The organism is Paenibacillus oceani, from assembly GCF_014705615.1.
Taxonomy (GTDB): domain Bacteria; phylum Bacillota; class Bacilli; order Paenibacillales; family NBRC-103111; genus Paenibacillus_AB; species Paenibacillus_AB oceani.
The window spans coordinates 327,893-347,490 of the sequence record NZ_JACXJA010000006.1 but is presented as its reverse complement, the minus strand read 5'-3'; the positions used below and the strand labels follow the sequence as shown (position 1 = coordinate 347,490).

Genomic DNA, 19,598 nt, shown 5'->3' with positions numbered 1-19,598 from the left:
GAGCTTCAATCTCCGGTCCGGATGCATCTTCAAGTGTCGTTCAGCACCATCCCGCGCGAAGAACGATAACGAGCAGGATGTAGAGAACCAGGATCACGCCAGTTGATGTAAACAATCCTCCGACAGCACCCATACGCATCCTCCTTTCGAGCTGATGCTATTACGGTATTCCGCTCAAGTCCGCTTGGTCTGGATAGACGCCCGGCCGCAAACCGTTTTTTTAGCCGGATACACCGGGGCATCCGGCTGTCCGGACCGGCCGATTCTCCCGCAGATTGCACGGGATAGCTGTTCTTACTTCCCGCAGACTGGTAAAATAGGGGCAGCAACGATCATCATATTGACTTTCTTCGAAAGGGTGTCCTTATATGGATGGTATCCGCACGTTGAACCGCGATGAGCTGGATGAAAGCATCACGCTTTCCTGTTTTGCTTTTCAATACGAAGTGAGCGACGAGGAGCGGGAGCACCGCAAAACCCGGATGAATCCGGACCGGACTTGGGGATATTTTATAGAGGACAAGCTGGCCGCGAAAATTTATATTCATGATTTGCACGTCTACGTGCACGGCCGCCCTTTCCGGATGGGAGGGGTGGCGAGCGTCGCGACCTGGCCGGAATACAGACGGAAAGGGATGGTCTCGCAACTGCTGAGGCGCGGCTTGGAGGCGATGAAGGAGGACGGTCAAACGTTATCCTGCCTAAGTCCGTTTTCCGTATCGTTTTACCGCAAATACGGCTGGGAGCTGTACACCGACTACAAAAAATATGAGCTGACATCCGCTCAGCTGCCGCGCGAAGATTTCTACAAAGGCCGCGTCGAGCGGTCGGACCGGAACTGGGAACTGCTGAACCGGGTATACGACCGGTACGCCCGCAGCTATAACGGCATGCTTGTGCGTGATGAAGGCTGGTGGAAGCATACCGTATTCAAGCAGAAGGGCGGGCAGGCGGCCGTTTATTTCGACGAAAGCGGCGAGCCGACCGGATATATGCTGTATACAGTCAAAAACCGCATGATGGACATCGGGGAATTGGTGTATGTGAATGACGATGCGCGGAAAGGGATGTGGCGTTTTATCGCCAATCACGATTCGATGTGTGAAAAAGTGAAGCTGAAGGCGCCTGCGGACGACGAGCTGCCGTTTCTGCTGGCCGATCCGAGAATCGTTCAGGAGACGGTTCCGTATTTCATGGCCCGGATCGTTGATTTCCAATCGTTCATAGAGCAGTATCCGTTCGAAGCTACGGGGAGCGGGCAAGAGCTGCGTATCCGGCTGAACGATGCAGACGCCCCATGGAACGACGCAACCTTTATCGTAAAGATCGACGGGTCGGGCCGGGCGACTGCAGAGAAGGAAACCGGCGGAGACGCCGGCTCCGCTCCGTATGCCGAGTGCGGAATCGGGACGATGACGGCGATGCTGATGGGTTATAAGCGTCCGGCCTTTATGGCGAGGACGGGGCGATTGGGCGGAAGCGCCGAAGAAGCGCTTCGCTGGGAGCGGGTCGTGCCGACAGGGGCGACGTATTTGCCGGATTATTATTAATTCGTCCCTCTTCTAGCGCCGGGCATTCCGAATCCATCTCTCCATAAATGGGCCGATATCGGCGCCGAGTAGGAATACTTTCGGACGGCCGTCCGGTTCAAGCAGCAGGAGTTTCGAGACTGTGGACTTGGAGGACGGGTCCCACATCAGATACAGCTCCGGGATCGGGCCGTCGAAGAAGGAGATGTTCGTTTCTAGCGGAGGACAACAACGGATTCTTATGATATAACCCCGCTTGGGAAGCAGATGCAGGCTCGTCGACAATCCGCGGACATCCGCAATCCATGATTCCGCCGCACAGCAAAGATCTGTAGTTGCGGGTACGCTGAGAGCAACCTCGCCGCGCGATACATCGAACAACTCTGCCCGGGAGCCGCCGCCGGCTTCGGGGCGGTCTCGTTCCGCAGCGATCAGCGGTTTCGCAGCCGCTATCGGGGAAGCGGCATGCGCGTGTGTACACAACCATAACGCGAGAGCGCCTAGCAGCAGCCTGTTCAGCCAGACCCCATCCTTCCCATCGTTTTCACGTTCTCCATCCTAGCTGGTTCCCCTATACTTTCACCCAACATTAACTGATCTATGCAAGTCCGCCAAACCCGGGAAACGCGCGCCGTTCCCGGGTTTTCGCGTATTGGCGCGGCCAGACGGCCCAATCGCGAGGCGTAAACGACGGTACCTTGAGACGGTCCCCGGCGCCCGACCAAGGTCCAGTGTCAAAAACCGTCGCGGGTCCGTTTTGACTAGACTGCGATTCGCCTAAAATAAAGACATAAGCGAGAGAGAAACAAACGAAAGGCGGTGAACATGAATGAAACTGAAAGGCAACGGCGGCTTAGCGGTTCTGCTGATCGCCTGCGGCGCCCTGATACTGCTGGCTAAGATCGGCTTCGGACTGGGCTTCCTAATGGGTTATTTGTTCCCGATCGCGCTTCTGGGGCTCGGGTACTACGGAATCCGCAACGGCAGCAAGTTTTTCGGATGGGTCATCTTTATCATCGGCCTGTTCGCCCTGGTCGGCAAATTTTCCTGGCTGTTCGCGATCCTATTTGCGGTAGGGCTGATCTACTTCGGTATAACGCTTCTGAAACGAAACCAAAGAACCTACTAATCACGATGCCGCTACCTTACACATAGATTCGAGGAGATAAAGGAGGATGGAGCAATGAGCCTGATGAGGCGGATGAGAGACATCACCGTCGCCACGCTGAATGAGCGGTTGGAGCAGGCGGAGGATCCGGTCAAGCTGATCGATCAATATTTGACCGCACAGAAAGAACAAATCATGCAGTCCGAGAAAGTTCACCGCCAACTGATGGCCCATGCGGGTTCGCTTCGCCAGCAGGCGATGTCGGCGGAGCAGCTCAGGGACAAGCGTGAGCAGCAAGCGATGATCGCCTTGAAAGCCGGCGAAGATCATGTAGCCAAAATGGCGCTGCAAGAAAAGATTTTGCAGGAAGAGAAGTACGAGCAGTTCAAAGAACTGTACGAGCAAAGCAAGCTGTCCATCGTAGAGCTGGAAGAGCAACTGGATCAGCTCAAGCGGGATTTCGACGAAGTATTAAGCAAGCGACAATATTACATGGCGCGTCTCGAGTCGATCCGGCTGCAGCGGCATATGAACGAATCGCTGCGCGGCGGATACCCGGGAATCAGCGGCCGCACCTTTCACCGGCTGGAGGAACGCATCTCCGATCTGGAGCTGGAAACCAAGTCCTTGCGCGACGTCCGGCAGCTTGGCCGGGAGGTGGCCCACACAGGAAGCCAGATGCAGCAGGCGCTGGAGCGTGAGCTGTCCCAGCTGAAAAACAAGCTGGAGAAGGAAGGTTGGTTAAAATGAAGAAGCTGTACCGTTCCCAACGGGATAAGAAGTTGTTCGGCATATGCGGCGGCATGGCCGAGATGATGAACGTGGATGCGACGCTGCTTCGTCTGGTCATCGTAGTAACGACCTTTTTCACCGGCGGGGTGCTGATCCCGATTTATATTATCGCGGCACTGGTCATTCCGAAGGAGCCGGCGTTCGAGACGCCGCATATGGGCTCCTGGAACCCATACGGCGCAGGTTCTCAAGCTTACTCCGCTCCTCAGGGCGGTTACGGATTCCAGCAGGCGCCGGCTTATACGGCAGCACCTAGACCGAATGCAGCGCCTGCACCGGAATCGAGCCCGAATCTGGATCACATGATGAAAGACATCGAAAGCAAAGCGATGTGGAACGAAATTCAAGAATTGAAAGCTAAACTGGCTAAATACGAGAAGGGAGACGTGTAAACAATGGGAGTTTTCAAACGGATTAAGGATATGACGAAGGCATCGATGAATGAGCTGCTGGATAAGGTGGAGGACCCGGTCGTGATGCTCAACCAGTATATTCGCGACATGGAGGAGGAGATCGCTCAGGCGGAAGTGACGGTTGCCCGTCAAATCGCCAACGAACGCAAGCTGCGGGAGCGTTTGAACGAATCGGCAAGACTGAGCGCCGATCGCGAAGCGAGAGCGGCCGATGCTCTGAAGAACGGTCACGAGGCTCAAGCCCGTCAAGCGTTGGAAGAAAAGCTGTATTACGATCAAAAAGTCGTCGAGTATACCGAAATGCATACCCAGTCCAAAGGTCAAGCCGACGAGTTGATGGCTCAGCTGCACCAGATGAAGGACGAGTACTACAAAATGCGTAATAAGCGCAACGAGCTGGCCAGCCGTGCGGAGCTTGCCAAAGCGAAAAAGCAAATGTCGCAAGCTACGGTAACGAATTCGATCGATTCCGGCAGCGCAGCCCGCGGCTTCCATCGGATGGAAGAGAAAATCATCCAGCTTGAAGTTGAAGCCGAGATCGCCCGTACGCCTTATGTGCCGGCATCCGCGCTCCAATCGGTGCAAACGATCGACGCTGCGAAACAGCTGAAAATCGATGAGCAGATGGCCCGCCTGAAGGAAAAGCTGTCCGTAGGCACACCTGCCGCAGAATAACTTTTGAAGCGGCAAACGAATTATGCTATTCTATTCAAGGAGCAAAGCCATAGGCGAAACGACTATCGCGCTATGGCTTTTCCCTTGTACCGCTGGGGCACTAGACGATACGCAAAGGAGGTGCGGCAATGGGAAATCGCAATCGCAACACGGCAATCGTGCTCATCGCAGCCGGGCTGTTCATCTTGGTCGAGCATTACGTCAGTTTTTTTACCATTGCCGCCCTGTTGTTCATCGCCCTTGGCATTTATAAAATAAGATCCTCTCCGGACAAGACCGGATACGTGTTGCTCGCGGTCGGCGTCATCCTGATGTTTACCGGACACTTCACCTTTATCCTGTCGGTCGTGCTGATCTCGCTCGGACTGTTTTACATGAAATCGAAGCAGACGCACCGGGACGACTCCTACGTCCAGAGACAAACATTTCTGGAAAGCTTCAAGCGGGACAAAGAGCCGTGGGAGCTGAAGGATACGAGCATGTGGAACGTCGTCGGCGAGATTTACATGGATATGTCGCTCGTCATGCTGGATCAGAAGGAAACGACGGTCATTCTCCAAGGGGTGTTCGGGGACGTCGATATTATCGTGCCGGAGTTTGTGGGAGTCAGCGTCAACGCCTCCGTGCTCGTCGGACAGATCAACGTCGGCCCCGAGAGGGAGACGGGACTGGTCAACAAAGTGATCTGGCAATCGCCGAATTACGACACTTCCGATCAAAAAGTGAAACTTCTCGTTTCTTATATCGTAGGGGATATAGATATCAAAATGGTGTAACCGGGGGAGGATCGCACTTGAACAAGAAATTAACCAATATGATATGGCGCAGCATGGGCGAGTCGATCCTTCTCAGCCTTTTTTTGTTCGGAACGGTCGTATACGTTCTGAATTATTACGGTTATATAAGGCCGTTCACCGATTGGAAAGAGGGCATTACGATCAGCCTGCTTCTGATCGGTATTGTTGCCGTTCTGGGCGGGGCCTACGGGTATTGGTCCAGCAGCCGGACGAAGCGCCGTCTGGAGATGCTTCAGGACGCGATGCTTCATCTGGAAAAGGGAAACCTCAGCAAACTGGTCCCGGATCTCGGCCAGGACGAAATCGGCCGGATCGGGGAACAGCTCGGCCGGATCAGTACGAGGTGGGAGGAGCAGGTGTCGTCCCTCCAGCGGTTGTCGACGAACAATGCCGAATTGGCTGAGAAAGCCCGGTTGTCGGCGGTGGTGGAGGAACGACAGCGGCTCGCGCGGGAGCTGCACGATGCGGTAAGCCAGCAGCTATTCGCGATTTCGATGACGGCGACGGCCGTCGGCCGGACGCTTGACAAAGATTTTGAGCGGGCGAAGCGGCAAATCGCGCTGATCGAAGAGATGTCGTCCGTCGCCCAGTCGGAGATGAGGGCGCTGCTGCTCCATCTGCGGCCGGTGCATCTGGAAGGCAAGCGTCTGTCCCAAGGGCTGATGGATCTGCTGCAGGAGCTTCAAGCGAAGGTGCCGATCGATATCGCCTGGGATATGGACGACGGGATACGGCTACCGAAAGGGATCGAGGATCATCTGTTCCGGATCGTGCAAGAGGCGCTCTCCAACACGCTCCGGCATTCGAAGGCGAATCAGATGGAGCTGAAGCTTCATCGCCCGCTGGACAGCGTCAGGCTGTCGATTCGCGATAACGGGGTCGGGTTCGAGCTGGATGAGACGAAGCACGCTTCTTACGGAATTCAATCGATGAAGGAACGGGTCAACGAGATTGGCGGGTCGATCCAGTTCGTTACCGCTCCGGGCAAAGGAACCCGGATCGAAATTCGCGTACCGATCTTGACCGAAGAAGGAGGAGAAACGTCCGATGGAGATAATCAAAGTCCTATTGGTGGATGATCACGAGATGGTGCGCATCGGCCTCGCCGCGGTGCTCGGAACCGAAGACGGAATCGAGGTGGTCGGCGAAGCGAGCAACGGTCTGGAAGGAATCCGGCTCGCCCAGGAGTACGATCCGGATGTCGTGCTGATGGATCTGGTCATGGACGGCATGGACGGCATTGAGACGACACGGAAGCTGCTGGAGCAGATGCCCCATATCAAAGTCATCGTGCTGACCAGCTTCCTGGACGACGAGAAGATGTACCCGGTTATCGAGGCAGGCGCGTTCAGCTATTTGCTGAAGACGTCCCGGGCTTCGGAGATCGCCCAGGCGATCCGGGCGGCGGTGAAGGGCCAGTCCGTGCTGGAGCAGCAGGTGGCGGCCAAGATGATGAACCGGTTCCGCCAGCCGAAGCCGGCTTCCGAGCCTCACCATGAGCTGACGGACCGCGAGATGGAAGTGCTGCGGCTGATCGCGTCGGGCAAGTCCAATCAGGAAGTGGCAGACGAGCTGTTTATCGGAATTAAGACGGTGAAGTTCCACGTAACGAACATATTGGCCAAGTTGGGCGTCGACGACCGGACACAAGCGGCGATTTACGCCTTTAAGCACGGACTGGCGGAGTGACGTCTGGCTAGTTACGCTGTACGATTGCGGAGGAAGAAAGAAGCTCTCATCTCTGGTGAGGGCTATTCGCCTGTAGCAAAAGTTGACATAAAAATGTATATTATATACTATTGTATATATAATGAATGATAGGCGAACTAAAAGACGGATAACGAAGGACGGAGTTACGTATGGATCAACCGGTGCAAACACAGCCTCTAATTATTCAAAAGCAAAACATCAGCGAAGAGTTAGTCAAATATATTAAGCAGCAGATCATTACCGGCGAGCTGAACCCGGGCGACCGGATCGTGGAGACGAAGCTGGCCCGTGAGCTGGGAGTCAGCCAGACGCCGGTCCGGGAAGCGATCCGGCACCTGCACGGAGAAGGGATCATTACGATCGTTCCGAACAAAGGGCCGATGGTCCGCACGCTGGATATGAAGGATGTCTTCGAAATTTACTCGGTCCGTTCGATGCTTGAAGGGCTGGCGATCCGGCTGGCGACCCAGCATGCGACCGACGAGCAGATCGCCGAGCTGGAATCGTTTTACGAGCAGATGAAACAAAAACTGAATGACGACAGCGTGCCTTTCCTGCTGCACGACTCGACGCATATCCACAAAACGATTATCGACATGTCGGGCCATTCGCGGGTCATCTCGATGTACCAGTCGATCTCCTTCCAGATCTCGCTCGTCAACCGGCTGCTCGGCACGAAGTCGACGAAGCAGAAGGAAGTGGACCAGCATCTGGAGCTGATCGAGGCGCTGAAGAAGCGGGACCCGGATCAGGCGGAGCTGACGATGCGCAAGCATATTTTCCGGTCGTACCGCGATTTCGTCCAATTATCCGAGCAGAAAGGACCGCAGCCCGAATTTGACCAGAAGCTGTGGCTGTAATGGCATCCGCCGCGATGAAATTTACTTGTTCAGCACGATGGATATTTGTCCAAACCGAAAGCGCCCTGTCCTGATGCGACAGACCGGGCGCTTTTTTTAACGTTTAAAGTATTTCACTTTACTACGGGCTGCCGCTTCATCGAAGGAAGGTTCATGCGTCTAAGCAGGATTCTGGCCATGCCAGGATGGTCAAGGCGCAGCTTGAAATGGAAATAAACAGTAAAAAACAGGAATTGACGATATAGTATATATTATATATAATATTTCACAAGAGGAGATTTTCCGTTTGAGTAACTGCCGTCCGAAATCGCCAACCGATCGAAGCATGCTGCACGGACGGGATCACGGGAATCTGTTCTTTGCTGACGGCGAAGGGAGACCATTATGGCGGTTGAAGATTTGAACGAGAGACACCCGGCCTTACGCATTCTTGAAGATATGATCCGGATTCAAAGCGTCAATCCCCATTTTGACCCGGGAGGACGCGGCGAGGGCGATATGGCGGACTACATCGAGCGCCGGTGCGCCGCGGCCGGGCTGAAGGTGACGAGGCAGACCGTATTTCCCGGTCGGGATAATCTGATCATTGAGCTGCGAGTAGGCAAGCCGGACCAAACGCTGCTGTTCGAGGCTCACATGGACACCGTAACGCTTGGAGCGATGGAGAATGCGCTGGAGCCGGTGTACCGGGACGGGCGGCTGTATGGCCGGGGAGCGTGCGATACGAAAGGATCTTTGGCGGGGATGCTGTACGCCATGGAACGCTGCGCTGCGCAGCCCGGGCTGGCCGGAGGCGATCTGGTCCTGTGCGCATCGGTGGATGAGGAACATGCTTACCGGGGGCTTCTTGCCTTCCTGGAGCTGGATATACCGGTTGCCGGAGCCGTCGTCGGGGAACCGACGGAGCTCGGCATAACGGTAGCGAACAAAGGCTGTGTGCGCGTTGCGCTGACTACGCACGGGAAAGCGGCTCACAGCTCGATGCCCGCAGAGGGAGACAGCGCCATTATCCAGATGATGCGGGTCATCCGCTTCATCCATGAACGGCTGGAACCGGAGCTGGCCGCACGGGTTCATCCGCTGTGCGGCAGCCCGACGATTGTGGTCGGCACGATCCGGGGCGGAACGCAAATCAATATCGTACCGGACCGCTGTGTCATTGAAATCGACCGGCGTCTCATTCCGGGGGAACGGCCGGAGATCGTCGAGCATGAGCTGATCGAGCGTCTGGAGCGCGAATTGGCCTCTGAAGGAGTCAAGCTGACCGTAGAGCGGCTGCTGCTTGATTGGGCGCTCGATACCCCTCAGGAAGCGCCGATCGTCCAGGCGGCCCGGGAGGCGGCTTCAGGCGTTGGCCTGAGCGACCGGCTGCAGGGCGTTACGTACGGCTGCGATGCCAGCAAGCTCCAGGAGCTGCGGGGAATTCCCTCGATTGTGTACGGTCCCGGTTCGATCGCCGAGGCGCATACGAATCACGAGTGGGTACCGGTATCGGACGTGGAGCAAGCCGCGGAATTTTATTTGCAGCTCGCCCGGACGTTCGGGCGTTTGGGAGCGGTTAAAGGTTGAATATGAAACCAGCTTTTGATTTCGCAAAAGCTCAGCATATGCTTACGAAGTCAACCTTTGCTTAAGCAAAGGTTCTCAGGAGGTTCCCATGAAAATCACCCCCCATGTCCATATGGTCGGAAGCGGGCGTCACGGCCTGCAAATGACTCATCTGATCGACTGCAACGTCTATCTCCTGGACGGAGGCTCCGAGTGCGCGCTGATCGACGCCGGAGGCGGCGTCGAGCCGGAGCGGATCGAAGCGAACATCGCAGCGGCGGGCATCGCCCCCGAGCGGATCAAGAAGCTGCTGCTTACGCATGCTCACGGCGATCATGCGGCCGGTGCCCGGCACTTTTATAACCGATACGGCGTTGAGGTGATCGCCGCAGCGGAAGCGGCACCTTGGCTGGAGAGCGGCGACATGGAGAAGAACAGTCTGCTGGCCGCGATGGAGGTCGGCATCTATCCGCAGTTTTACCGGTTTCCCGCTTGCCCGGTAGTGCGCGCGGTGACCGAAGGGGACCGTATTCAGGTCGGAGAGATCGAGCTCACCGTCCTGGATACGCCGGGCCATTCCCGCGGTCATGTCAGCTACATATGGGACGAAGGCGGGAGCAAAGCGATTTTTGCCGGAGACGTCATTTTTGCTGGCGGTAAAGTTGTCATTCAGTCCACCTGGGACTGCTCGATTCAAGAATATGCGGCGACGACGGCGAAGCTGCACGGGCTCGGCATCGATACGTTGTATGCGGGTCACGGCGCTCCCGTCCTGAAGGAAGCGTACCGCCATATCGAGAAGGCGCATGATTGCTTTCGGAGACTGGATATTCCACCGAATTTGTAACAAAACGATCCGAAGACGAAAGGTGGAGCAACGATTATGGAATCTTTGATCAAACCATCCGAATTTATCGGCTTGGACAGCCGCACCTGGTTTTACGGCGGCGCGGAGTCCCCTCCCCACCGGGGGATGGTGGAGGCGGTGAAGACGTATTATACGAACCGGGCGGAAGGTCCGGAAGGACGGCAGCGGAACAGCGACATCGAGCACGCCTGCAAGCGCAATCTCGCCCAGATGCTCGGAGGCAGCGCGGAGCAGATCGCACTTCTATCCAATACGTCCGAGGCCATCTCCATGATCGCCTCTTCGTGCGGGCTGAAGGCGGGCGAAAACGTCGTTGTTCATGATCTGGAGTTTCCCTCCGGTATTTTGCCGTGGCTTAGGCTAAAGGCGAATGGAGTAGAGGTCCGGGTCGTCCCGAGCCGCGAGTGGACCGTAACTGCCGAGGATTTACTGTCTCCGGTGGATGAGAAAACCCGTATGGTCGTGACGAGCCACGTCAGTTATTTGTCAGGAGCCCGAATCGATTATCGTCAAGTGTACAACGAGCTGAAAAAGACGAACGCTTTGCTGCTCGTCGACGCGACGCAGTCGCTCGGTGCGATCCCGGTTAATATCAACGATGCCGATTTCATCGTGGCCAGCTCTTACAAGTGGCTGCTGGCCGGACACGGAGCCGGAATACTCGCGGTGAATCCAGAGCGGACGTCCCGGTTCGAACCGGCCTACGTAGGCTGGCGGAGCGTGGAGGATATGTTCAGCGACACCCGGTTCGAATCGTTCCGTTTTTTCCCCGATGCCCGCAGGTTCGAGGGCGGCTATCCCAGCTATCCGACTTTGTACGCGATGAAGTTTACGACCGACCTGCTTCTGTCGTTAGGGATTGAACGGATCGAGCAGCATCTCCTCGAGCTCGGCGGGACGCTTATACGCGAGCTGAAAAGGCTCGGCTACGAAACGATGACGCCCGGGGAACCCGAGCAGCGTGCGGGCAATATATCGTTCGTATGCCCGGAAGGCGAGGCGTTCGCAGAGTCGCTGAGCAAGCAGGGAACCTACTTGTGGGGCGGAGACGGCCGTCTCCGGGCATCGATTCATCTGTACAACAGCTCGGCAGACATCGCGAAGCTGCTTGGGCAGTTAAGCGCGCTTGCCAGCGGGCAGGCGTCATAGCCGGAGGAGGAAGAATATGGATATCGGGATCATTACGAGTCTGAGCAAGGACGGAAACAGCTTTGAATCCGTCCGGCAGTTCGGCTTGCGCACTTGCCAACTCGTGAGCTGGGACCCGTCCCTTGTGGTGCCGTCCGTCGCGGAGCGGATCGTACGCGAATCGGAGGAGTCGGGAGTACGCGTGTGCGCCATGTGGGCGGGATTTCCCGGCAGGATGGTCTGGAACTTCAGGGAAGGTCCGGTTACGCTGGGACTGGTGCCCGAGGAGCACCGGGCTGCCCGTGTGGAGGCGCTGAAGCGATGGGCGGATTTTGCCGTATGGATCGGCGCGCCGGCGATTATTACGCACTGCGGCTTTATCCCGGAGAACGGGACCGACCCGTCCTACGCTCCGGTTGTCGAGGCAATCCGCGAGGTGGCCGAATACTGTGCGGACAAAGGGATCGGATTCTGGTTCGAGACGGGGCAGGAGACGCCGGTGGTGCTGCTTCGCACGATCGAGCGGATCGGGACGGGAAACCTCGGCATTAATCTCGATCCGGCCAATCTGATCCTGTACGGGAAAGGAAACCCGGTCGACGCGCTCGATGTGTTCGGTCCGTACGTCCGCAACATTCATGTGAAAGACGGCTTTTATCCGGTCAATGGCGACGACCTTGGAGCGCAGGTTGCGGTTGGCAAAGGCAAGGTTGATTTCCCGAAGATGTACGAAGGGCTGCAGCAGTACGGCTTCCGGGGAGAATGGATCATCGAGCGGGAAGGCGGGGTTGGCGAAGACGAGAAAAATCGGGATATCGTCGAGACGATCGGTTTCCTGCAGCAGCTGGCCGCCGGTGGACGCGCGTAATAGTCGGAGTTGATCGGCCCAGTCAGGGCTGAAAAGTTCCAGGGATGTTCCCGCGCGCATGAAATCATACGCTTCGTATCGCCGTTTTTTTCCGCTGGTCGGAGAGGGACGGCATTTTCATTGGAGAAAAGGAATGGACGATGCGGGTGCGTTTGCACGTAATCCTCGTAAGAGCGGTTACAGAGGAAACGGGAAACAGAAAACAGAAAACAGAAAACAGAAAACAGAAAACAGAAAACAGAAAACAGAAAACAGCCATCGGCAAACGGGGCAGTTTCTTTTTCTATCTATCCGAAAGTGTATCGTGGGAGCGGCTCTAAATCTCGGTAAATGCCAGCCTCAAGACGCCGATAGGCGTTTATCCTTAGAGAACAGAACGTTTGTGTTCTTCAAGAGGTATCCTTCCTTGGCGTAAGAGAACGTATACTCAGGTCCGATGACTAACGAATCGTCTTGTGCTTATCGCTGAAAAACAACGTTATTCCAGACGTAACGAATCCGGGCATCGTTATCGGACCGAAAGTGGAAAAAAACGATCTGATCTGCGGGAATAACGACACAAGAGTTCGTTACAAATTCAAACGTCCGAATTCGGCTCTAATAACGAATGCTAGGTTCGTTATTCATACCGCCGCAAAAAAACAACACGACTGAGGGCGAGCCGCTGGAGCGAAGGAAGGAAGGAAGGAAGGTGCCCATTCCCTTCCACGCACTGGCGTATGGGTTTGCACGTCAAAGAACCGTCAGGGTTGATGGACGGTTCTTTTTTTCGCGCCTTCCTTTGCACACTTCCTAAAAAATAAAATGGTTCTTTCCGAAATTGTCGTGTAGACTGTAATAGGTAAATCGGAGGACATCCTCTATATTAGTCCGGCTGGAGGTCAACAAAGCGTGAAGCAATACCCTTTCGAGTACGATCATTCCCGGCCTTTCATCGCACAGGTTAGCGATTGGATGGCTGATGTATTTTATGACATATTGCCGGAGTCCGGCTTCGAGGTGCGCGACGAACAAATCTATATGGCGTTCCAGCTGGAACGCGCTTTTTCCGAGAAACAGACGATGTTTGCGGAAGCGGGAGTGGGGACGGGCAAGACGCTCGTATATTTGCTGTACTCGATCTGTTACGCCCGTTATAAGAGAAAACCGGTCGTGATCGCCTGCGCCGACGAATCCCTGATCGAGCAGCTCGTCAAGCCCGAAGGGGATATCGCCAAGCTTACCCGTCATCTGAATCTGGCTATCGACGCCAGACTGGGGAAGTCGCCGGACCAGTATGCATGTCTCGTCAAGCTGGACGATGCCCGATTCCGGGACCCGGAGGCGGACATGTACGAGGAATTGTATGAAGGATTGCCCGGCTTTGTCCGCAGCCATGAGCCGATGCAGAACTTCCACGCTTACGGGGACCGGAAAAACTATCCGCAGCTAAGCGACGAACAGTGGAGCAAAATGAACTGGGACCCGTTCCAGGACTGCTTCGTATGCGATAAGCGGCACCGGTGCGGCCAGACGCTGTCGCGGAACTATTACAGACAGTCGGAGGAGCTGATCATCTGCTCGCACGACTTTTATATGGAGCACGTATGGACGTACGAGGGACGGAAGCGGGAAGGCCAGCTTCCGCTGCTGACGGATCATTGCGCGGTCGTGTTCGACGAAGGCCATCTGCTTGAGGCAGCCGCCCAAAAAGCGTTAACCTACCGGTTGAAGCATTCGGTGTTCGAAGCGATCATAACCCGGCTGCTGGAAGGACAGGTCCGGGAGGAGCTGGCCCTGGCGATCGAGGAGGCCATCGTCCGTAGCGAAACGATGTTTGCGGGGCTGGAGAACCGCAGCCAGACGATCCCCGGTTCGGACCGGAAGCCGGTTATTCTGGACGAGCAGCTCGTGACGGAAGTGAACCGGCTTCGCCAGGCGTTGTCGGCCATCGAGGAGGAGCTCGTATTCGAGAGCGGATTGTATACGTTGAACGAATACCAGCTGCGCATCGTGGAGGAGCATCTGGAGACGATGCAGATCGCCCTGCGCCTGTTCGAGCAGGAGAGCAAGCTGCTATGCTGGGTGACCGACGGTCAGGACGGACCGACGCTGGTCGTCATGCCGAGAACGGTCAAGGAAGTGCTGCAGGAACGAGTCTTCTCCTCAGGCATGCCGATTGTGTTTTCTTCGGCTACGCTATCCGTCGACGGTTCTTTCCGCTTTTTGGCCGACAGTCTCGGAATCGGGAACTGCTTATCTTTCCAGGCGGACTCTCCTTACGATTACAAGAACCGTATGGAGCTGCTCGCTCCCATTGGCCCGGGCGAAGATACTTTTGAGCGAAAGATGGAAGCGGCCGCGGGACTTCTGGAGCGTACGGGGGGAAGAACGCTGCTGCTGTTCCCTACCAAGGACGAGCTGCTCCGGTTCAAGCAGGCGGTTCCGGCGTATCCGGCCATCCGGAATATGCGGATCGGGTTCGAAGGAGACGGGGAGATCAGTCATCTCATCTCTTCGTTCCAAAACGACGAACAAAGCGTCCTCGCGGCAGTCAGCTTATGGGAGGGACTGGATGTGCCCGGTCCGTCTTTGTCGAGCGTGATCATCTGGTCGCTGCCTTATCCTCCCGAAGATCCGGTGTTTATGGCAAAACGCAAAGAATCGGCTGTGCCTTTCGAAGAAGTGGATATGCCTTACATGCTTCTTCGACTGAGGCAAGGCATCGGCCGGCTGATCCGCTCACGCGACGATTCCGGTATCGTCTCCATATTAAGCGGAGAGCTGTATGAGCGGCAGGAGGTCAGGGCGCGGGTCGAGGCGGTGCTCCCTAAAGGCGTACGGATCAAGGAAGCGAAGCTCTTTTGACGTTCCTTCCCGATCCCGGTACAATAACGGTAGCAAGGCGGACATCACCGCCGGATGAAACTTGGGGGAACGGACATGAGCGGTACACAGGTAATTGTGCTCGCCTTGTTTTTGGCGGCTACCATAGGGTTCACCTGGTTGATGACGAATAAGTGGAAACGATAGCCGGATGACGGAGCACCATCGGCTTCCCGGGTTCATACACTGTCCTAGAAGCTTGCACGGTGAGTTGAGGACCGGATAGGCTAGCCAGCAGGGCAAAGGGATGATCAGGGATGATCCGGACTCGCAATCCGCGTCGGGACGACCGGACTATATTGCAACTGGTCAAGCAAGAGCTGTTTCCGTATACACTGCTGTCGTTTCCGGGTTTACGCTGGAGCGCTGCGGAGATTCGCCGTCGGCTGGCCGGCAACGTAACGTATGTCGCCGTGCCGAGAAGGAGCGGAGCGGCTGGATTCGCTTCGGTAAGGACGGCCGGCAGGGAGTTGTATCTCGATATGCTCGCCGTCGCTCCGGCGAGACGGGGCCAAGGCTGGGGCAAGGCGCTGCTTGCCGAGTCGGAGCGGCATGCCCGGCGCAAAGGTTACCGGCAGCTCAGCTTGTATGTGAACGACGCAAATGCGAACGCCAGACTTTTTTATGCGCGTCACGGATACGCCGAAGCGGGATATTTTCCGGCTATTCAATGCTATAAGATGGTCAAAACATGGTAGGCTCGCCTTCATAGAACAGCCCCCGCTCCGATGGAACGGGGGCTGAGGCCGCTGAGCGGTCCGCTGGCAACAAGGCCGGGTTGAATCCTGCGCTATCAATCCGGGAGGCCGATCGCGCCAAAACTCTTAATGAACAATGACCTTGTACTAGATAAACAGGAGAAACAACAGCGCGATGGCAGCTAGATCGAGCGCAATCCGGTTGCCGAAAGGAGCGAACGGGAAAGCCCCCGGATAAGGTCCGGCAAAAGGAAATGCGGAAAGGCGGGCTTTGTCGCCGCCTGACTCTGAACGGCTGTTTTTGACCGTACTGCTTGCTCTCGCTTTGCCGGAAGAGCCGCCTTTGCCTTTGGCGCTCCTGATCTTGGCCCCCTCTGTGGACGCTTCAGGCGATTCGTTCAGAATCAGCTTGCCCCCCGAGATTCGGCTGATCACGCCGTAGTGCCGGGAACCGTCCTGGAGCACCGCGCAGACCGGCATGCCGACAAAATGAGTGCAAGTCGCTTCGTCTACCGGATAAATTCGATTCATCGTACATCTGCCTCCTTGGGTTTTATTCTCGTTATTAGGCTATTCACCGGCTGCATTCGTGTATGGACAGACGCCCATCGTACGACAGCCTATTTTTGGGGCTCCCGAGGAACGGGCTTTTCGAAAGGCCGTCCATGCGCCTGGGCGAAGCAGTCCGGGAGAGCGCTTGGGGGCGGCGGACGGTTTGCTTTCAAGACGTGGATTGTGCTGTGCCGATATGCTAAACTACTATACATAACGGTCCGGTTTTTGGACCGAATTTCGCGAAGAAAGAATGATGAACGATGAATTTTGGGGAATTGGGCGATATTGGAGCGGATCGCACGCTCTTTTTTATCTTTGGAGCTACCGGAGATTTGGCGCGGAGAAAGCTGTTTCCGGCTATTTACAGCTTGTATCGCGAGGGGAAGCTGTCCAAGCGGTTTGCCGTCATCGGCCTGGCGAGACGTCCGCGTACGAACGAGCAGTTCAGGGACGACGTAAGTGGGTCGATTCGCGAATTCGCGCGTTACAAATCCGAGGAGGACAAGCAGTGGGACGAGTTCGCCGGACATTTCCATTACATGTCGCTCGACATCAACAAGCCGGAGGCGTTCGCAGAGCTGAGAAAGCTGGCCGATCTGCTCGACGACCAGTATGATATCGGCGGCAACCGTCTGTTTTATTTGGCGCTTGCTCCAGAGCTGTTCGGCAGCGTCAGCAATAACCTGAAGGAAGGCGGGCTGCTCGATTCCAGCGGCTGGCACCGTCTCGTTATCGAGAAACCTTTCGGGTACGATCTTCCTTCGGCGCAGAAGCTAAACGAGCAAATCCGCCAAGTGTTCGAAGAGGACGAAATATATCGGATCGACCACTATTTAGGCAAAGAGATGGTGCAGAACATCGAGGTGGTCCGGTTCGCGAACGCCTTGTTCGAGCCGCTGTGGAACAACAAGTACATAGCGAATATCCAGATTACGCTCAGTGAAACGGTAGGGGTCGAGGAGCGCGGAGGTTACTACGATCATGCCGGAGCGCTGCGGGATATGGGCCAAAACCATATGCTGCAGATGATCACGATGATGGCGATGGAGCCGCCCAGCCGGATGGAGCCCGAAGATATCCGGGACGAGAAGGTTAAGGTGCTCCGCTCATTGCGCATCTTCAAAAATGCGGACGAAGTGAAAGAACATGTAGTCCGCGGCCAGTATTCGGCCGGCGAGCTGAAGGGCAAGCCGCTCCCGGCTTACCGGAACGAGGAAGGCGTGCCTTCCGACTCCGTCACGGAGACGTATTTTGCGGCCAAAGTGTTCGTCGACAACTTCCGCTGGGCCGGCGTACCGTTTTATATTCGTACGGGCAAGCGGCTCCCGGTGAAAACGACCGAGGTTGTCGTCGAGTTCAAGAACATGCCGGAGAACGTCTATTTCTCCAGCAAAACGAAGCTCGAGCCGAACCTGCTCGTATTCCGGGTCAACCCGACGGAAGGCATTTATTTAAAAATGAATGCGAAGCGGCCGGGCTCCCAATGGGGGATCGTACCGATCGCCATGGATTTCTGCCAAAGCTGCGAAGTCGGCATCAATACGCCTGAGGCTTACGAACGGCTTCTGTTCGATGCCGCGCGCGGCGACTCGACCTACTTTACAAGATGGGACGAAGTGTCGCTCGCCTGGAAATTCGTCGACCGGATCGAATCCGCCTGGCGCGAGCAAAGCACCGATCTTCAATATTATGCCGCGGGCTCCTGGGGGCCAGAGGCGGCGCAGCAGCTGCTGGCGAGCGACGGCTTCAAGTGGTGGCCGGTTAACGGCCAGCTTGAAGGCGAGGTCGTCTGGGCGACTCCGGTCGCCGGCAAGTAAATTGGATCTGTATATCCGGACCGCCGCCGCTTTGCCGGCTCGCTGTACGGGGGAGCGGCAGGCTGCCGCCGGCTGGCCTGCAACGGCGCTTCGTTCCTAGCCCGCTGCGGGATGGCGGACAACCCGGACCGCTGCGACCTTCGGACACCCGAAGGTCTTTTTTTTCGCTTGCGAGCCCAAACCGTCCGCGTAGACGAAGACAGCCCTTTTTCTATATAATGAATAATAGCGGTGTTCATCTTGGAAAAATGGAAGTGAGACCATGTCCAGACGCGGATTTATGAAATGGCTGTTCGCTGCTTTTGCCGTGATCGCGGGTTCGTTTTACGCTTTGTTTCAGCTATTGACCCGTGTCGGCACACAGCCCTCTGCACCGCCGGCGGTAGCGGACGTCGTCGTCCCGATGCCCAAACCGGAACCGGCCCCCGCGCAAGACGTGAAGCCGGTCGTTTCGGCTGAACCGCTGCTTTCGTTTTTTCTTTTTAGCGACTTGCACATCTCGCTGTACGATCCGGCTACGTCTCAGAAGCTGAAGCAGGCGCTCGACGACGTCACCAAGCTGGAGTCCAAGGTGGAGGCGATCGTGTTTACCGGCGATTTGACCGATTACGGGACGGACGCCGAATATAATGCGCTGGAAGCGATTTTAAAGGACTATAAGCTGCCCCCAATTTACGGCAATATGGGGAATCACGACTACTACCGGATCTGGATCGACAAAAACGGCGGATTTGCCAGAGAGACGATGCCGAACGGGCAGACCGACGCGGAGTCGAGAGCGCGCTTTCAGAAAATGTTTAACCTCTCCAAGCCGTATTCAGATGTTACGATTCACGGCTACCATCTGATCATGATGTCACAAGAGACGTATGTCCAGGAACAGCCGGACGTCGGGGAAGGGGCCTGGTATTCGGATGAGCAGTTGGAATGGCTCCAGGCCAAGCTGAAGGAGACGAAGGACAACAAACCGATCTTCGTTATGATTCACCAGCCGCTGCCGCCGGAAGGGCAGGACGGAGGAACGCACCGGGTCATTCGCGCCAAGGCGTTCCGGGAGATCCTAAAGCCGTATCCGAACGTATTCGTTTTTTCCGGCCATACGCATCAGGATTTCGAGAACGGATCGTCGCACTATTCGAAGGAGTCGTTCCACTGGTTCGTCAATTCTTCGGTCGGGCGGACTTCGAACCGGAGCTTCCAGCAAGAAGCGAAAGACAAAACGCAAGGACTGTACGTGCAAGTATATGAAGACCGGGTCGTGCTTCGCGGCAGGGAATTCAGCCAAAAATCGTTCATAACGGCAGCCGACTGGACGATTCCGCTGGAACGAGCCAAAGTAGAAGGCCGGAACTAGAAGAAGGGAACGA

General features: G+C 56.1%; 20 protein-coding genes. 17 read left to right on the top strand and 3 right to left on the bottom strand.

Annotated elements, in window-relative coordinates:
- Positions 1–40: 40 nt before the first annotated feature.
- Entirely contained in the window at positions 41–133 is a 93-nt protein-coding gene (locus IDH45_RS06850; protein ID WP_190925937.1) for a sporulation protein YjcZ, read from the bottom strand.
- 235 nt (positions 134–368) lie between these two features.
- Between IDH45_RS06850 and IDH45_RS06845 the strand changes: the two genes are divergently transcribed.
- Positions 369–1,550, top strand: coding sequence for a GNAT family N-acetyltransferase (locus IDH45_RS06845; protein ID WP_190925935.1), 1,182 nt, complete (start codon positions 369–371; stop codon positions 1,548–1,550).
- Positions 1,551–1,562: 12 nt separating this feature from the next.
- Here IDH45_RS06845 and IDH45_RS06840 read toward each other — a convergent pair whose 3' ends face one another.
- On the bottom strand, positions 1,563–2,012 hold the full coding sequence (locus IDH45_RS06840) for a hypothetical protein (RefSeq protein ID WP_190925933.1): 450 nt from the start codon (positions 2,010–2,012) through the stop codon (positions 1,563–1,565).
- 346 nt (positions 2,013–2,358) lie between these two features.
- On the opposite strand from IDH45_RS06840, the gene IDH45_RS06835 reads away from it, so the two are divergent.
- The 14 genes from IDH45_RS06835 to IDH45_RS06770 all read left to right on the top strand — a co-directional run bounded on the left by IDH45_RS06835 (position 2,359) and on the right by IDH45_RS06770 (position 15,859).
- Complete coding sequence (locus IDH45_RS06835; protein ID WP_190925931.1) at positions 2,359–2,658, top strand: LiaF transmembrane domain-containing protein; 300 nt, start codon at positions 2,359–2,361, stop codon at positions 2,656–2,658.
- 54 nt (positions 2,659–2,712) lie between these two features.
- Complete coding sequence (locus IDH45_RS06830) at positions 2,713–3,387, top strand: PspA/IM30 family protein (RefSeq protein WP_190925929.1); 675 nt, start codon at positions 2,713–2,715, stop codon at positions 3,385–3,387.
- On the top strand, positions 3,384–3,821 hold the full coding sequence (locus tag IDH45_RS06825; protein ID WP_190925986.1) for a PspC domain-containing protein: 438 nt from the start codon (positions 3,384–3,386) through the stop codon (positions 3,819–3,821). The genes IDH45_RS06830 and IDH45_RS06825 overlap by 4 nt, the downstream gene beginning before the upstream one ends.
- Positions 3,822–3,824: 3 nt before the next feature.
- The gene (locus tag IDH45_RS06820) at positions 3,825–4,517 is read left to right on the top strand and encodes a PspA/IM30 family protein (RefSeq protein WP_190925927.1); all 693 of its coding nucleotides are present in this window, start codon (positions 3,825–3,827) and stop codon (positions 4,515–4,517) included.
- Positions 4,518–4,645: 128 nt separating this feature from the next.
- Positions 4,646–5,293, top strand: coding sequence for a cell wall-active antibiotics response protein LiaF (gene liaF / locus IDH45_RS06815; protein ID WP_190925925.1), 648 nt, complete (start codon positions 4,646–4,648; stop codon positions 5,291–5,293).
- A gap of 38 nt (positions 5,294–5,331) precedes the next feature.
- A complete protein-coding gene (locus IDH45_RS06810) occupies positions 5,332–6,393 on the top strand; it encodes a sensor histidine kinase (protein WP_190925984.1) in 1,062 nt (353 codons plus the stop codon).
- Entirely contained in the window at positions 6,362–7,003 is a 642-nt protein-coding gene (locus IDH45_RS06805) for a response regulator (protein WP_190925923.1), read from the top strand. Before IDH45_RS06810 ends, IDH45_RS06805 begins: the two co-directional genes overlap by 32 nt.
- 170 nt (positions 7,004–7,173) lie before the next feature.
- Positions 7,174–7,884, top strand: a complete 711-nt coding sequence (locus IDH45_RS06800) for a GntR family transcriptional regulator (protein ID WP_190925921.1) — start codon at positions 7,174–7,176, stop codon at positions 7,882–7,884.
- Between the two features lie 384 nt (positions 7,885–8,268).
- The gene (locus IDH45_RS06795; protein WP_190925919.1) at positions 8,269–9,453 is read left to right on the top strand and encodes a M20 family metallopeptidase; all 1,185 of its coding nucleotides are present in this window, start codon (positions 8,269–8,271) and stop codon (positions 9,451–9,453) included.
- 88 nt (positions 9,454–9,541) lie between these two features.
- A complete protein-coding gene (locus tag IDH45_RS06790) occupies positions 9,542–10,279 on the top strand; it encodes an MBL fold metallo-hydrolase (protein WP_190925917.1) in 738 nt (245 codons plus the stop codon).
- Between the two features lie 36 nt (positions 10,280–10,315).
- The gene (locus tag IDH45_RS06785; protein ID WP_190925915.1) at positions 10,316–11,449 is read left to right on the top strand and encodes an aminotransferase class V-fold PLP-dependent enzyme; all 1,134 of its coding nucleotides are present in this window, start codon (positions 10,316–10,318) and stop codon (positions 11,447–11,449) included.
- 16 nt (positions 11,450–11,465) lie between these two features.
- Positions 11,466–12,296, top strand: a complete 831-nt coding sequence (locus tag IDH45_RS06780) for a sugar phosphate isomerase/epimerase family protein (RefSeq protein WP_190925913.1) — start codon at positions 11,466–11,468, stop codon at positions 12,294–12,296.
- A gap of 891 nt (positions 12,297–13,187) precedes the next feature.
- Positions 13,188–15,143, top strand: a complete 1,956-nt coding sequence (locus tag IDH45_RS06775; RefSeq protein ID WP_190925911.1) for an ATP-dependent DNA helicase — start codon at positions 13,188–13,190, stop codon at positions 15,141–15,143.
- Between the two features lie 275 nt (positions 15,144–15,418).
- A complete protein-coding gene (locus IDH45_RS06770) occupies positions 15,419–15,859 on the top strand; it encodes a GNAT family N-acetyltransferase (protein ID WP_190925909.1) in 441 nt (146 codons plus the stop codon).
- Positions 15,860–16,006: 147 nt separating this feature from the next.
- Here the strand turns inward: IDH45_RS06770 and IDH45_RS06765 are convergent, their stop codons facing one another.
- Positions 16,007–16,390, bottom strand: a complete 384-nt coding sequence (locus IDH45_RS06765) for a hypothetical protein (RefSeq protein ID WP_190925907.1) — start codon at positions 16,388–16,390, stop codon at positions 16,007–16,009.
- 284 nt (positions 16,391–16,674) lie between these two features.
- On the opposite strand from IDH45_RS06765, the gene zwf reads away from it, so the two are divergent.
- The gene (zwf, locus tag IDH45_RS06760) at positions 16,675–18,231 is read left to right on the top strand and encodes a glucose-6-phosphate dehydrogenase (protein ID WP_190925905.1); all 1,557 of its coding nucleotides are present in this window, start codon (positions 16,675–16,677) and stop codon (positions 18,229–18,231) included.
- Between the two features lie 262 nt (positions 18,232–18,493).
- Positions 18,494–19,585, top strand: coding sequence for a metallophosphoesterase family protein (locus IDH45_RS06755; RefSeq protein WP_190925903.1), 1,092 nt, complete (start codon positions 18,494–18,496; stop codon positions 19,583–19,585).
- Positions 19,586–19,598: the final 13 nt, after the last annotated feature.